Annotated in this window: 12 protein-coding genes; 4 read left to right on the top strand and 8 right to left on the bottom strand. The window is 64.7% G+C overall.

Annotated features, from left to right (window positions below):
- From ACILRN_RS10890 to ACILRN_RS10870, 5 genes are all read right to left on the bottom strand, one after another.
- Nucleotides 1–386, bottom strand: a 386-nt coding sequence (locus ACILRN_RS10890) for an aromatic ring-hydroxylating dioxygenase subunit alpha (RefSeq protein WP_395688214.1), incomplete at its 3' end; no start/stop codon positions are given.
- Between the two features lie 90 nt (nt 387–476).
- On the bottom strand, nt 477–1,259 hold the full coding sequence (locus ACILRN_RS10885) for a hypothetical protein (RefSeq protein WP_395688212.1): 783 nt from the start codon (nt 1,257–1,259) through the stop codon (nt 477–479).
- 32 nt (nt 1,260–1,291) lie between these two features.
- Nucleotides 1,292–2,962, bottom strand: coding sequence for a thiamine pyrophosphate-binding protein (locus ACILRN_RS10880; RefSeq protein WP_395688210.1), 1,671 nt, complete (start codon nt 2,960–2,962; stop codon nt 1,292–1,294).
- Nucleotides 2,963–2,964: 2 nt separating this feature from the next.
- Nucleotides 2,965–4,290: a histidinol dehydrogenase gene (gene hisD / locus ACILRN_RS10875; RefSeq protein ID WP_395688208.1), complete on the bottom strand. Its 1,326-nt coding sequence runs from the start codon at nt 4,288–4,290 to the stop codon at nt 2,965–2,967.
- 40 nt (nt 4,291–4,330) lie between these two features.
- Complete coding sequence (locus ACILRN_RS10870; RefSeq protein ID WP_395688206.1) at nt 4,331–4,990, bottom strand: TerC family protein; 660 nt, start codon at nt 4,988–4,990, stop codon at nt 4,331–4,333.
- Nucleotides 4,991–5,128: 138 nt separating this feature from the next.
- Between ACILRN_RS10870 and ACILRN_RS10865 the strand changes: the two genes are divergently transcribed.
- Together ACILRN_RS10865 and ACILRN_RS10860 are read left to right on the top strand one after the other, a co-directional pair.
- Nucleotides 5,129–6,226, top strand: coding sequence for an alanine racemase (locus tag ACILRN_RS10865; protein ID WP_395688204.1), 1,098 nt, complete (start codon nt 5,129–5,131; stop codon nt 6,224–6,226).
- A 200-nt stretch (nt 6,227–6,426) separates the two neighbouring features.
- Nucleotides 6,427–7,428, top strand: coding sequence for a Gfo/Idh/MocA family protein (locus ACILRN_RS10860; protein ID WP_395688202.1), 1,002 nt, complete (start codon nt 6,427–6,429; stop codon nt 7,426–7,428).
- Here ACILRN_RS10860 and ACILRN_RS10855 read toward each other — a convergent pair.
- Nucleotides 7,425–8,450: a LacI family DNA-binding transcriptional regulator gene (locus ACILRN_RS10855; RefSeq protein WP_395688216.1), complete on the bottom strand. Its 1,026-nt coding sequence runs from the start codon at nt 8,448–8,450 to the stop codon at nt 7,425–7,427. The two genes, ACILRN_RS10860 and ACILRN_RS10855, sit on opposite strands and share 4 nt — an antisense overlap.
- Nucleotides 8,451–8,552: 102 nt before the next feature.
- On the opposite strand from ACILRN_RS10855, the gene ACILRN_RS10850 reads away from it, so the two are divergent.
- Both ACILRN_RS10850 and ACILRN_RS10845 read left to right on the top strand, forming a co-directional pair.
- Entirely contained in the window at nt 8,553–10,628 is a 2,076-nt protein-coding gene (locus ACILRN_RS10850; protein WP_395688200.1) for a hydantoinase/oxoprolinase family protein, read from the top strand.
- On the top strand, nt 10,628–12,298 hold the full coding sequence (locus ACILRN_RS10845; RefSeq protein ID WP_395688198.1) for a hydantoinase B/oxoprolinase family protein: 1,671 nt from the start codon (nt 10,628–10,630) through the stop codon (nt 12,296–12,298). Before ACILRN_RS10850 ends, ACILRN_RS10845 begins: the two co-directional genes overlap by 1 nt.
- A gap of 16 nt (nt 12,299–12,314) precedes the next feature.
- Here the strand turns inward: ACILRN_RS10845 and kynB are convergent, their stop codons facing one another.
- Complete coding sequence (gene kynB, locus ACILRN_RS10840) at nt 12,315–12,932, bottom strand: arylformamidase (RefSeq protein ID WP_395688196.1); 618 nt, start codon at nt 12,930–12,932, stop codon at nt 12,315–12,317.
- Nucleotides 12,929–14,161, bottom strand: coding sequence for a kynureninase (gene kynU / locus ACILRN_RS10835; protein ID WP_395688194.1), 1,233 nt, complete (start codon nt 14,159–14,161; stop codon nt 12,929–12,931). The genes kynB and kynU overlap by 4 nt, the downstream gene beginning before the upstream one ends.
- Between the last annotated feature and the right edge of the window lie 140 nt (nt 14,162–14,301).

Below are 14,301 nucleotides of genomic sequence, written 5' to 3'. Positions count from 1 at the left end.
TGCTTTTGGCCTACGGCCGAACGCAGACGGCCGTCTGTCCGATAGGTCCAGGCATGATAGGGGCATGTGATAATGTTGACGCGGCCGCAACCCTGTAACAATTCGTGGGCGCGGTGTGAACAGACATTGTAGAAGGCACGCAACACGCCATCCTGGCCGCGCAACACGATGATGTTCTGGTCGGCAATGCGCACCGTGACATAGTCCCCATTCGCCGCAAGCTGGCTCACATGCGCGGCATAATTCCATGACTTGAAGAAGATCGCCTGTTTTTCCCGCTCATAGATACCGGGGTCGATATAGTAATTTGCGGGGATCGTGTAGGATCGCGCCGGGTCCCGATCGAAGCGACCGAGGTCGCAGACTTGGGCGGACAATACGTTCATGTCGGCATCCTTCCATCAGCTTGACTCACGTGACCCCGGCGCGCGGGCAAACGCATCACCCCAGCGCTGCGGCCCCGCCACACCGCCGTCTCAATACATCGATTTGATGTCGGCCAGTTCGCGAGCGAGACCCGGCTCGTCGCGGCTGGCGATCAACGATGCAATGGCGGGAAGCCGCGGGCCAATGAGTGCACCAGTCACCGCGAAGAACTCGTCCTCGTCCATGACGCCGGCAGGCCTGCCCGATTCAGCGAGCATGAGCGCCACGGCGGCAATGGCATAAACGGCGACGTTGGGCTCGGCCTGCGCAAAGAAGCGGTTGCGGCCCGACACCTCTCCGATCCGCGCCACCGGACCCTGCTCGACCAGGGCGATCAGACTGCGCGCCATCATTTCGCTGCCCGAGGCGGGCTCATCTGCACGCATGGCGAGTGCCCGGCGGGCTGCATCGACGCGATGCTCGAGGATGAGCCACGGCGGAGAGGAGTAGCGTCCGGCAATATGAATGGCCGAACGGAAGAAATAGGCATTGAACGCCGGATTGTGGATGAGGCTGTCCTCGCGGATACCGCGCGCCACATCCTGCATCAGGCCGGGGGTGAAGGGCGACGGCAGCTTGCGCCAGCCCGGCAGGAACAGGGCGATCGAGAGATCGGCGCCGCGGTTCATCATCCGGTCAGTCAGCCGCGCCCCCTGTGCCACAGCCCGCGACAGGAAGGGCACGCGCCGAGGTTCGTCCCGGCCGAACCGGTCGGCATTGGCGAGATCCCGCACATAGAACTGCGCGGCACGCAGGCCATCACGCACGCCGGCGGCCGCGCAAACGGCATGGGCGGCAATCGGCAGGCTGGCAGGTCGGGTGGCGCCGGTCATGAGGGCATTTGAGCGGAGGCAGCCCCCTCCCGTCAAGCGCCTCCGCCGCGCCGGGATGCGGCACGGATGTCGCTCAGGCTGCGGACCGGCGTGATCGCCTCGGGGTCGATCAGGCAATGCAGGATGGCCGGCCTGCCACTGGCACGCACCCGCGCCAGCGCCGGGGCAAATTCGGCCGTGGTTCGCACCGTTTCGCCATGGCCACCGTAGGCGCGGGCCAGGGCCGCAAAATCAGGGTTTTTCAGGTCCGTCGCCGACACCCGGCCCGGATACTCCCGCTCCTGATGCATGCGGATCGTGCCATACATGCCGTTATCGACCACGACCACGATGATCGGCAAATCATATTGCATGGCGGTGGCAAATTCCTGGCCGTTCATCAGAAAGCAGCCGTCACCTGCAAAGGCCACAACCTCGCGTTCCGGCGCCAGCAGCTTGGCGGCCACCGCCGCCGGAACACCATAACCCATCGTACCTGAGGTTGGAGCCAGTTGCGAAGCGAAGCTGCGGAACGGCCAGAAACGATGCACCCAGGTAGCATAGTTGCCAGCACCATTGCAGAAGATGGTATCAGCCGGCATCGCCTGCTTCAGATGTGCCATGACACCGGCCATCTGCAGCGTACCCGGCGTGGTGATGCCGCTGGTATCGCTCCATGCCACGTAATCGGCATGCGCCGTCCGCGCCTCGCCAGCCCAGGCGACCGCGTTGGGCTTCGGCAGCGCGGCTGCAGCTGCAGCAAAGGCATGGGGCGTGGCGAGGATGCCAAGCCCCGCACGGTAGAGCTTGTTCAACTCCTCCGCACCCGGATGAATATGGATCAGGCGTTCGCCATCGCCCGGAATGTCCAGCAGCGTGTAGCTCTGCGAGGGCATCTCCGACAGGCGGCCGCCGATCAGCACGACAAGATCAGCCGCCTTGACGCGAGCCAGCAGCTTAGGATTGGGGCCGATGCCGATGTCACCGGCAAAATTCGGGTGATCGGCCGGGAACAGCATCTGGCGACGGAAGGATACGGCCACCGGCAGCTCGAAGTTCTCGGAAAAGCGAGCCAGATCAGCCACGCCCTCGGCGGTCCAGCCCGAGCCTCCGGCAATGATCAGAGGCCGCCGCGCCGCCAGCAGGCGGCGGCGCAGCTCCTGCATCTGATCGGCGCCGGGCTGCATGATGACAGGCGCGAAGGCCCGGGCATCTGCCACCTCTGTCTTCTCGGTCAGCATGTCCTCAGGCAGCGCAATCACCACCGGGCCGGGGCGGCCCTGAGTGGCTACATGAAAGGCACGGCTGACCAGCTCGGGGATTCGATCAGGCCGGTCAATCTCGACGACCCATTTCGCGATGCTGCCAAAAACCGCCTTGTAGTCGAGCTCCTGGAACGCCTCACGATCCTTCATGTCGCGCGCCACCTGGCCCACGAACATGATGAGCGGCGTCGAATCCTGTGCAGCTACGTGAATGCCACCCGAGGCATTGGTGGCACCGGGCCCGCGGGTGACCATGACGATGCCGGGCCTGCCCGTCATCTTGCCGGAAGCCTCTGCCATATAGGCAGCACCACCTTCCTGGCGGCAGATGACCGTCTCGATGCCCGAGCCATGCAGCGCATCGAGCACCGCGAGATAGCTTTCGCCAGGCACACAGAACACCTGGCGCGTGCCATGTGCTTTCAACTGGTCGACGAGAATCTGTCCACCCGTGCGCATGGTCAGCGGTTCCGTCGCAACAGTCTCGCGCGGGTTTCCGACACAGCATTGGCGTGGCCGTCAAACCCTTCATAAGTTGCGATCACTTCGGCATGCCGTGCGAGTTCGGGATAGCCCTTCGCCGTGACGTAGGCAACGGATGTGCGCTTCATGAAGTCGTGAACGGTAAGCGGCGAGCCGGTCTTGGCCCAGCCACTGGTTGGCAGCACGTGATTGACGCCGATGGTGAAGTTTCCGAGCGTGGGTGGGGTATGGCGCCCCAGCAGGATTTCACCCGCATGCTCGAGGCGCCCCAGATACTGGAACGGCTCGTCGGAATGAACACCAAGATGCTCCGGCGCATAGTCGTTGCAGAAGGCAATCGCCTCCGCCTCGTCACGGGCCAGCACGATGCCGCCCATCGGACCGCCGAGCACCGTTGCCGAATAGCCCGCCCGCTGCGCACCCATCTGCTTCCAGAAGTCAGGGATGGCGGCGATTGCGTCCTCCGCCACCTTGCGACTCCAGGTGACGAGAAAGGCCGAGGAGTCGGGCCCGTGTTCGGACTCGATGATGAGGTCAAGCGCCGCGAGGCGGCCATCGGCCGTGTCATCGGCCAGCACGATCAGTTCGCTTGGCCCGGCAGGCGTCCCCACATCGATGACATGCGAAACAAGCCGCTTGGCAGCACCCACCCAGGGGCTACCCGGCCCGACCACCTTGCTGCATTTCGGCACGGTCCGGGTGCCATAGGCCACCGCGGCGATGCCCTGCGCGCCTCCAGCCTTGAACACCTTCTCAACCCCCACCATCCGGGCCGCAACCAGGGTCGCGTCGTCGATCTTGCCGTCAGGCCCCGGTGGCGTGATGATAACGATGTCCTTCACGCCCGCGACCTTGGCCGGCGTGGTCTGCATCAGCACCGAAGAGGGAAAGGCGCCCTTGCCGCGGGGAATGTAGCAGGCGACCGACGGGATGGCCGTCGTGCGATCGCCAGCGAACACGCCGGGCTGAATCTCATGGAACCACATCTCCTCGGGCTTCTGGTCCTCGTGGAACTTTCGGATCGACCGGGCCATGAAGGCCAGTGCTTCGCGCACTTTCGGATCGAGGGTCTTCTCGGCCCGCGCAAAATCAGCCTCGGTTGCAGCTATCGAACCAGCATCAACGGGAGACTTGTCGAACTCGCGGGCAAAACGCGCCAGCGCCTCATCCCCCTCGCTCCGGACAGCCTCGATGATGGGCCTTACCTTCACCTCAAAAGAGGAGATATCTGCCTCCGTACGCTTCAGGAGCGCATCACGCGCCGCACCTGTCATGCGGGAGAGGTCATGGAAGCTGATCGTCATGGTCCTGAGCCCTCAGCGGGAATTGCGGTTCATGCGGTGACTATAGAACAGCAGGATAGACTTCGAGAATGCCGCGATAGATCATGTCGAGAGCCACATAGAGAATGATCGCAAGCCCGACATAGGCAATCCAGCGATGACTCTGCAGCAGTCTGGCGATGAAGGACGCCGCCAGCCCCATGAGTGCGATCGACAGCGCCAACCCGATCACCAGGACACCAGGATGCTCGCGCGCGGCCCCTGCCACCGCCAGCACATTGTCAAGCGACATCGACACGTCCGCCAGAATGATCTGCCAGGCGGCCTGGGCGAAGGTCTTGCGCCCCGGAGGCGCGCCGATGGTGCCATCGGCGTTGATGTCTTCGCCGGTGATCGCCTCGACACCCTCTTCCTGGTGGCGGCCGTCACGCAATTCGCGCCACATCTTCCAGCATACCCAGAGAAGCAGGATGCCGCCCACGAGGATGAGCCCTAGGATCTGCAACAGCTGCGTGGTCAGCGCAGCGAAGACGATCCGCAGCACCGTGGCAGCAATGATACCTATGAAGATCGCCTTGTTGCGCTGGTCCTTCGGAAGACCCGAAGCGGCCAGGCCGATGACCACCGCATTGTCGCCCGCGAGCACCAGGTCGATCATGATCACCTGGCCCAGCGCCCAAAGGGCGTCAGCCGTAAGCAAAGATTGCACGAAATCCGTCATGTCAAGATCCTCATCCGGGGCTTTCAGCACCAACGCCCGCCCCGGCGCAAGTGTGTTGTGAACAGGAGGCATGGTTCAATTGTTGCTGGCTGCTCCGCCTCGGTGCCATAGTCAACGTTAGTTGGTGGAGCGGCAGCCATGGATCTTGCGACCTATCTCGACCTGGAGGATGTGGGAGACCGCCTCGAAGAGCTCGAAACACCCGTCCCGGTCATCGATGTCGATGTGGTGGCGCGCAATCTTGCGCGCTGGCAGACACGCTGCGACAAGGCCGGCCTGGCCAACCGCCCGCACATCAAGACCCACAAGCTCACAGGCCTTGCAAGGGCACAGCTCGATCTTGGCGCCAGCGGCATCACCGTGCAGAAGCTGGGTGAGGCCGAGGTCATGGCGGCGGCAGGCATCTCGGACATGCTGCTCACCTTCAACGTGGTGGGCGCACACAAGCTGGAGCGGCTCGCGGCCCTGGCCCGCACCACGGACATCAAGGTGGTGGCCGACAATGAGGCTGTTCTTGAAGGGCTGGCCCATGCCGCGGCGCGTTCAGGCCGGGATCTCGAGGTTCTGGTTGAATGCGACACCGGCGCCGCCCGCAACGGCGTGCAGAGCCCCGAGGCCGCAATTGCCCTGGCTCAGGCCATCGACCGGACGAGGGGCCTCACCTTCACTGGCCTGATGACGCTGCCCAAGAACGGCGCACGCCAGGCCATGGCCCATTTTCTCCAAGCAGCCCATCACGGTCTTGCAAGAACCGGGCTGCACGCGCCCACCACCTCGAGCGGCGGAACGCCCGACATGTGGAAGGACGAAGGCCTTTCGCTGGTCAGCGAATACCGTGCGGGGACCTACATATACAATGACCGCATGCAGATTGAGGCTGGATCGGCTACCGCCCAGGACTGCGCCCTCAGCATACTGGCAACAGTGGTCAGCGTGCCCACCACCTCGCGCGCCATGCTCGATGCAGGTTCAAAGGCGCTGACCAGCGATCTGCTCGGACTTGAGGGCTATGGCGAAGTGCGTGCGCTCTCCGGCGCGAGGGTCTATGCCATGTCGGAGGAGCATGGCTTTCTCGACATTTCGCAACTGAATGCCAAGCCGAAGGTTGGCGAGGTTCTGCGCATCACACCCAATCACGTCTGCCCGGTCGTGAATCTCTTCGACAGGGTGGTGTTCACCCGTGGCGAGGAGGTGCTTGGCGCAGTCAGGGTCGATGCGCGCGGCACGGTGCAATGACGCAGCTCTCGAGCGCCCCGGTTCGGCGCCATCGCGGCAGACAGCCATAGCGTGTTCGGGCCAACCTGCCGCTGAACGATGCCAGGACATGCGAACCCCGTCATGCGAACGGCTCCTGCGAGCAGGAGAAGGCGATGGCATCTGGTCACGATGACCTGCATCGGTTAGCCTTGAGTTGATTTTCAATGGAGCGCTTTGGCATGAGTATCGGGGTTGGCATCATCGGTGCGGGCATCATGGGCGCGGATCATGCCCGCATCATCGCGGGCCAGGTTGCAGGCGCCCATCTCGTGGCGATTGCCGACGCTGACGCCAGCCGCGCCAGAGCCGTTGCCGCCGAAACCGGCGCCGGGCGGGCGACCGGCGATCCCTATGAGCTGATCGCAGATCCGGCCGTGGGCGCCGTACTGATCGCCTCGCCCGATGCGACCCACCCGGACTATGCCATCGCCTGCATCAAGGCCGGAAAACCGGTGCTGTGCGAAAAACCTCTGGCGCCAACTGCCGCGCAGGGCATGCGGGTGATCGAGGCCGAACTCTCGGCAGGGCGACGGCTGGTGCAGCTGGGCTTCATGCGCCGCTTCGACCCCGGCTATACGGACATCAAGGGTCTGCTCGAGACCGGCCGCTACGGCGCTGCCCTCGCCTTCCACTGCATTCACCGCAACGCCACCGCCGCGCCGCATTTTGATGCGGCAGCGGCCATCGTCAGCTCCTGCTCGCACGAGATCGACATTGCCCGCTTCGTGCTGTCAGCAGAACTGACGCGCGTACAGGTGTTCCGCGCACGCAAGTCCAGTCTTGCGACATTCGACGATCCGCTGCTTGTGGTCTTTGAAACAGACAAGGGGCAGATTGTCGATGTCGAACTCTTTCTCAATGCGCAGTATGGCTATGACGTGCGCGGCGAGCTGGTCTGCGAGACGGGCTGCCTGGCCTTCGGGCCGGCCATCAATACCGCGGTGCGCCACTCCGGGGTGACGGCAACCAGTCTCGCCGCAGACTGGCGGCCGCGTTTTGCCACGGCCTACCGCCTGCAGAATCAGGCATGGATTGGCTCGATTGCCAGCGGCCGGCCGGCCGGCGCCTCTGCCTGGGATGGCTACATCGTGACGACGGTGTCGGACGCCGGCGTGCGCGCGCTCGATCTGCGCAGCCCGGTGACCATCGCCCAGGAAAAGCGGCCCGCACTCTACGGCTAGGGCAGATTGTCCCTCAGGAAGATGTCGATCCTGATCCGCTCCTGCGACTCGATCAGCGGCACGTTGTCGGCCTTGGCGATCAGCACGCGGATGGCGCTTCTGACTTCATGCCCGGGATCCTGGTTGATCACCGCATCGATGGTGCCACGGATCAGCGCCTTGCGGTTTGGTTCGCTAAGGTCGTGGCCGAGCAGTACCACGTCGCGGGCCCGGCCTGCGGCCTCCAGCGCCGAGACGATGCCGCGCGTTCCACCACCGACATTATAAATCCCGAGAAGATCGTCATGCTCGGCCAGGAGCTGGGCCGTCATATCCTCGAGCTTGCGCCAGTCATCACGCGATTCCCTGACCGGCAGCACCTCGAGATTGGTATATTCATGCGCCAGCACCTGCTCGAAACCGAACTGTCGCTCGATATGGTCGCGCAGCGCCAGAGACCCTGCAATCAGCCCGACCTTGCCGGAAAGACCGCGCAGGAAGCGCCCCATCAGGCTTGCTGCCGTACGGCCAGCCGAGGAATTGTCGATACCCGCATAGTGCACCCTCTTCGAACCGGGAACGTCCGACACCAGTGTCACGACAGTCACGCCGCGCTGGGCCAGCGCATTGATCGCCTCGCGCACTGCCGGATGATCGAGCGCCACCACCGCCACCCCGTCGTGCACATCGCCGATCGAGTCGAGCAGGGCGGCAAGCCGCTCGCCATCGAAGACGTCAACCCGCTTGACCGTGATCGCCACCCGCTCACCCGCCATGCGCTCGGCCATGATGCGCACTTCCTCGTTGATGCGCTGCCAGAAATCGCCGGCGCGATCGGGCAGCACGAAGCAGAAGCGGTATTCGCGCGAGCGGGCAAGCCTCGCCGCGATACGGTCGGGCTGGTAGTTAAGGTCGCGGATCGCCGCCTCGACCTTGCCGACGGTGACACCGCGAACGCCGGGCCTGCGGTTCAGCACCCGGTCAACCGTCGCGACACTCACCCCCGCCACGCGGGCCACATCCTGGATCGTCACCTTTGCCATGACCGCTTGATAGGGCTCCAGCGGCCGTTCCGCAACCAAGCCAGCCCTTGCCAGCTTGCTTGCCACTTGCAAGCCCCGGCCGCCGGGCCTAACGAGGCGATCATGCAGAGACAGGCGAGACTGGCCGCCGACATCGGCGGCACCTTCACAGATATCGTTTTGGAGGATGGCCCGAAGCGCTGGAGCGGCAAGGTGCTGACCACCAGCCAGGCCCCGGAGCTTGGCGTCATCGAGGGCATCGAGCTGGTGTTCACCGAATCCGGACTGCGCCCGGAGGACGTGGCGGTGTTCATTCACGGCACCACGCTCGCCACCAACGCGCTGATCGAGCGCAAGGGAGCCAGGACCGCCTTCATCACCACAGAGGGTTTCCGCGACATCGTCGAGCAGGGCTACGAAAAGCGCTTCGACCACTATGACCTGATGATCGACCGCCCGGCGCCGCTCGTCCCGCGCACGCTGCGCTTCGAACTGCGCGAACGCCTGTCTTCCGAAGGCGAGGAACTGGTCGCACTCGAGGAGAGCTCCGTCGAGCCTCTGGCGCGCCGCATCCTTGCTGCCGGGGCCACGTCGGTGGCCGTCGGCTTCCTGCATGCCTATGCCCATGACCGGCACGAAACGCGGGTGCGCGAGCTGTTGCGGCGCCATCTGCCGGAGGACGTCAGCGTGTGCATTTCGAGCGAGGTGGCGCCGGAGATTCGCGAATTCGAACGCTTTTCCACGACCATTGCCAACGCCTATGTGCGGCCGCTCATGGCCAGTTACCTCTATCGCCTGCGCGACCGCCTGAAGGCGATGCGGCTCAGGGCGCCGCTGTTCCTGATGATGTCAGGAGGCGGGCTGACGACGCTCGAGACGGCCGCGCGCTTTCCGATCCGGCTGGTCGAGTCAGGCCCTGCCGGCGGCGCCATTCTCGCTGCCCAGATCGCCGCCGAATGCGCTTTGCCGCGCGTCCTCTCCTTCGACATGGGTGGCACCACCGCCAAGATCTGCCTGCTGAGCGATGGCGAGCCGGAACGCGCCCGCAAGTTCGAGATCGCCAGGGCCTACCGCGACATGAAGGGCTCGGGTATTCCGGTGCGCATCCCGGTGATCGAAATGGTGGAGATCGGGGCCGGCGGCGGCTCGATCGCGCGGGTCGACAAGCTCAATCGCATCACCGTGGGTCCTGACAGCGCAGGCTCCACGCCCGGCCCCGTCTGCTATGGCCGCGGCGGCACGGAACCGGCGGTGACCGACGCCAATCTGGTTCTCGGCAAGATTGACCCCGCCTATTTCGCCGGCGGCAAGATCGCACTCGATGAAGCCGCCGCGCGGGCCGCCCTGCGCAAGAGCATCGGCGAACCGATGGATCTCAAGGACTTCTGGCCAGCCGCGGGCGTGACCGAGATCGTCGAGGAGAACATGGCAAATGCAGCGCGCGTGCACGCCATCGAACGCGGCCATGACATTGCCGCCTGCACCATGATCGCCTTCGGCGGCGGGGCCCCGCTCCATGCCTGCCGGCTGGCGGAAAAGGTGGGCGTCTCCACCATCATCGTGCCGAAAGGGGCGGGCGTTGGCTCGGCCATTGGGTTCCTCCGCGCGCCCGTGGCCTATGAAATCACCAGGAGCGCCGTCATTGCGCTGGAACGCTTCGATGCCGCGCGCGTCAACGCGCTGCTGGCCGCGATGACGAGGGACGCCCGCGCCGTTGTGGCCCCGGCCATCGGCCGAACCAGGCCCACGGTCCAGATCATCGCCGACTGCCGCTACACCGGTCAGGGCCACGAGATTCGCGTCAGCGTTCCGGTGCGCAGGCTCACCGCCGCCGACGGCGCGAAACTCAAGGCGGCTTTCGAAAAGCTCTATGAGCAGGTCTACGGCCTGCGTATCCCCAATCAGGAGGCAGAGGCAATCACCTGGTCGGTGACCGTCTCCGCCCCCGCCTCTCGCCCGAAACGCGCTGCAAAGGCGGCGCGGCGGCCAGCACCCAAACCGCGCGGCCGCCGCCTCGTCTATGATCCCGCGCTTGGCCGCAGGCTCGAGGTTCCCGTCTACTCGCGCTTCGACATGACTCCCGGGGCGTCCATCAAGGGCCCTGCCATCATCGCCGAGGACGAGACCTCAACCATCGTCGGCGCACGCTTCCGCGCCTCCATCAATTCGCTGGGATACATCATTCTGGAGCGCATGTGATGAGCAGCAAGGCCCTCGACGCCATCCGCACCCAGGTGATGTGGAACCGCCTGATCGCCGTGGTCGAAGAACAAGCGCAATCGCTGCTGCGTACCGCGTTTGGCACCATCACCCGCGAGGCGGGCGATCTCTCCGCCGGCGTGTACGATACGAAAGGCAACATGATCGCCCAGGCGATGACCGGCACGCCCGGCCACGTCAACACCATGGCCACGGCGGTGGCGCATTTCTTCAGGCATTTCCCGCAAGCCACGATGAAGCCAGGCGATGTCTTCATCACCAACGACCCGTGGCTCGGCACCGGCCACCTGTTCGACTATGTGATGATGACGCCGGTTTTCCTGGGCAAGAAGCTTGTCGCCTTCTTCGCCTCCACCTGCCACGTGATCGATGTCGGCGGCATCGGCATGTCGGCCAAGGCCAATTCGTCCTTCGAGGAAGGCACGCTCATTCCGCATCTGATGATCCGCAAGCAGGGCAGGCTGAACGACGAGCTGCTCTCCGTGATTCTTGCCAATTCGCGCAGCCCCGTTGAAGTGAAGGGCGACATCCTGTCGCTTATCAGCGCCAATGACACGGGCGCGCGCCGGCTGGTCGAGATGATGACCGAATTCAAGCTCGTCTCGCTTGACAGGCTCGCAGCTCACATCCTGAAGCAGTCCGAGAAAGGCGCGCGGGCGGCAATCCGCACCCTGCCCGAGGGCGACTGGTCCTATGAGATGCCGCTCGATGGCTATGAGCGCGGACTGGTGCTGAAGTCGAGACTCATCATCCGTGATGGCAGGGTGACGGTGGATTTCACCGGCTCCTCACCGGCCTCGCTGTTCGGCATCAATAGTCCGCGCACCTATACCCATGCCTATGCGGTGTTCGGCCTCAAGGCCGTGATCGCGCCGCACGTTCCCAACAACATCGGGTCGCTGTCCTGCTTTGACCTCATTACCGAACCGGGTTCCATCATCGATCCCATCAGGCCCTCGCCCGTGACGGCGCGCCACGTGATCGGTCAGATGCTGGCCGACAGCGTGTTCGGCTGCCTCGCCCAGGCGCTGCCGGGCACAGTGCAGGCCGAAAGCGCAGGACCGATCTGGATCCTTTCGCTTTATTCCGCCCACGGACGGGTTCCTCCGGAAGAGACCGCCGGAGCCAAACCCTTCGCGGTGATCAACATGGGGCTTGGCGGCATCGGAGGCCGGCCCGGCAAGGACGGGCTTGCCACGACCGCTTTTCCCTCGGGTGTCGGCACCATTCCAGTGGAGGTCACTGAGACCCAGTGTCCGCTCTATTTCAGGCGCAAGCACTATCTGGCCGACTCGGGCGGCGCCGGACAGTGGCGCGGCGGCCTCTCGCAGGTGATCGAGATCGCCAATCGCGAAGCGGCCCCCTTCGCCATTTCGGCCGCAACCTTCGACCGCATCCGCCACCCGGCCCAGGGCCGCGAGGGTGGGCTTCCGGGCTGCCGGGGCGCGGCGCGAAAGGGCACTGGCGCAGAGCTTCCCGACAAGGGCATTCACATCATCCCGGCAGGAGACAGTCTGGTGCTCGAGCTTCCTGGCGGCGGCGGCCTCGGGCCTCCTGACAAGCGCGACAGGTCGCGCCTCGAGGACGATCTCGCTGCTGGCGTGGTCACCGTCGAGGCGGCACGGCGTGATTACGGCTACGACGGGTAGACGCATTGCCCGGCGCTCACCGCCGCAGCACCGCACGCACCGGCGAAGCATCGAGATTGGCGAAGTTCAGCGGCAGGGCAATCAATTCATAGTCGCCCGGCTCCACATGGGTCAGCACGAGATTTTCGAGTATCCGCATGCTGGAAGAGCGACAGGCCTGATGGGCCTCGAGGGTCTTTGAGGTTTCAGGGTCAACCGAAGGCGTATCGATGCCGACGAGCAGCACCCCGCGGCTAGCCAGCAATCGAACGGTTTCAGGGCTCAAGGCGCGAAAGCCAGCAGGCCAGCACCTCGCATCATGCCCGGCGCTGAGCCGCAGCAGAATGCGCGGCGGCGCGCCATCGAGAGCGGCCAGGATCTCCTCGGGCCGGCACAGCGCGGCAGAGCCTTGCGCATCAATCAGACGGCAGGGCCCAAGGAAAGGCTCCAGCGCCAGTGCGCCCACCGGCACACCCTCAGGGTCATAATGCAGTGGTGCATCTGCGTGAGTGCCGCAGTGAACCGACAGCGCGACCCGGCCCACATTTACCGGGCAGCCCGGCCCCATCCGAAATGTCCACTCCTCCGTATAAGGTGCATCACCGGAAAAACCCGCCATGCCGGGCGAAAGCGGCTGTGAAATATCGATGATCATGTCACCGCCTTCCGGGCGCGAAATCGCTCGTCGTCCCAACCGCGGCCAGCCAGGATGTCATGCATCCGGTCAACCGCGTCCCACACATCGGTGAACCGTGTATAGAGCGGCGTGAAACCGAAGCGCATCATGTCGGGCGCGCGGAAATCGCCGATCACCCGCGCGGCGATCAGCGCCTGCATCACGGCATAGCCCTCCGCATGATGAAGCGACACGTGCGAGCCGCGCGCGGCCATGTCACGCGGGCCAGCAAGCCTCACGCCGAAGGCGCTGCAGCGCTGCTCGGCAAGCGCGATGAACAGGCCGCACAGCGCCTCCGACTTGGCGCGCAGCGCCGCCATGTCCACGTCCTCCCAGACATCGAGCGCGGCGTCGAGTGCGGCCAGCGAGAGAATGGGCTGGGTGCCGCACTGGTTGCGCAGAATGCCGGGAGCGGGCCGATAGTCGAGATCGAAGGCGAAGGGCGCCTCATGCCCGAACCATCCGGCCAGCGGCGGCTGCACGAGATCCTGCAGTGCGGGCCGAACATACAGGAAGGCCGGGGCACCCGGCCCGCCGTTCAGATATTTGTAGGAACAACCGACCGCGAAATCGGCTCCTGTTCCCGCGAGATCGACGGGCAGCGCGCCAGCCGAATGAGCGAGATCCCAGATCGTCAGCGCACCTTTGGCGTGCGCCGCCCGCGTCAGCGCCGCCATGTCATGACGGCGCGCAGTGCGATAATCCACTTCGGTCAGCATGATGAGGAGCAGGCTCTCGTCGATGGCGCCCTCGACCTCCTCGGGCGCTACCACCCGGAGTTCATATCCGTCCTCAAGAAGGTCTCGCAAACCTTGCGCCACATAGAGGTCAGACGGGAAATTGCCGCTGTCCGACAGGATCACCCGGCGCGCCGGACTGAGCTTTGCGGCCGCGCCCAGCAGCTTGAAGAGATTGACCGAGATCGTGTCGCCCGCGATGACGCTGTCCGGCGGCGCACCGATGAGCCGTGCAATGCGGTTGCCCACCACCCGCGGCAGATCGACCCAGCCATGCAGATTCCAAGATGAGATGAGGTCACGACCCCACTGCATCTCCGCCACCTGACGCAACCGCTCCGGCACATGGGCAGGCAGAACGCCCAGCGAATTACCATCGAGATACACCAGCCCGTCGGGAATGCTGAAGGCCTGGCGCTTGTGGGCAAGCGGATCCGCGCGGTCCAGTGCCTCGCAATCCTGACGGTTCATGCCTCAGTCTCCGTAGCGTTCGACATAAGCCCGGTGGACGGCCTCGAAGCGGCCCATGTACTCTCGCGCATAGGCGACATAGTCGACGCCCGGTGCCGCGAGGAACAGTTCCGAGATCATGCCCCAGACTGCTTCGCGCA

Origin of the sequence: Aestuariivirga sp., from assembly GCF_044238155.1 — a bacterium.
Lineage (GTDB): Bacteria > Pseudomonadota > Alphaproteobacteria > Rhizobiales > Aestuariivirgaceae > Aestuariivirga.
The sequence above is the reverse complement of the archived record's forward strand: the minus strand, read 5'-3'. Positions and strand labels throughout refer to the sequence as shown.

Coding starts and splice junctions, on each gene's coding strand:
- kynU (WP_395688194.1), bottom strand. CDS start 14,161: ATGAACCGTCAGGATTGCGAGGCACTGGACCGCGCGGATCCGCTTGCC.
- ACILRN_RS10870 (WP_395688206.1), bottom strand. CDS start 4,990: ATGACGGATTTCGTGCAATCTTTGCTTACGGCTGACGCCCTTTGGGCG.
- ACILRN_RS10885 (WP_395688212.1), bottom strand. CDS start 1,259: ATGACCGGCGCCACCCGACCTGCCAGCCTGCCGATTGCCGCCCATGCC.
- ACILRN_RS10865 (WP_395688204.1), top strand. CDS start 5,129: ATGGATCTTGCGACCTATCTCGACCTGGAGGATGTGGGAGACCGCCTC.
- ACILRN_RS10850 (WP_395688200.1), top strand. CDS start 8,553: ATGCAGAGACAGGCGAGACTGGCCGCCGACATCGGCGGCACCTTCACA.
- ACILRN_RS10880 (WP_395688210.1), bottom strand. CDS start 2,962: ATGCGCACGGGTGGACAGATTCTCGTCGACCAGTTGAAAGCACATGGC.
- hisD (WP_395688208.1), bottom strand. CDS start 4,290: ATGACGATCAGCTTCCATGACCTCTCCCGCATGACAGGTGCGGCGCGT.
- ACILRN_RS10855 (WP_395688216.1), bottom strand. CDS start 8,450: ATGGCAAAGGTGACGATCCAGGATGTGGCCCGCGTGGCGGGGGTGAGT.
- ACILRN_RS10860 (WP_395688202.1), top strand. CDS start 6,427: ATGAGTATCGGGGTTGGCATCATCGGTGCGGGCATCATGGGCGCGGAT.
- kynB (WP_395688196.1), bottom strand. CDS start 12,932: ATGATCATCGATATTTCACAGCCGCTTTCGCCCGGCATGGCGGGTTTT.
- ACILRN_RS10845 (WP_395688198.1), top strand. CDS start 10,628: ATGAGCAGCAAGGCCCTCGACGCCATCCGCACCCAGGTGATGTGGAAC.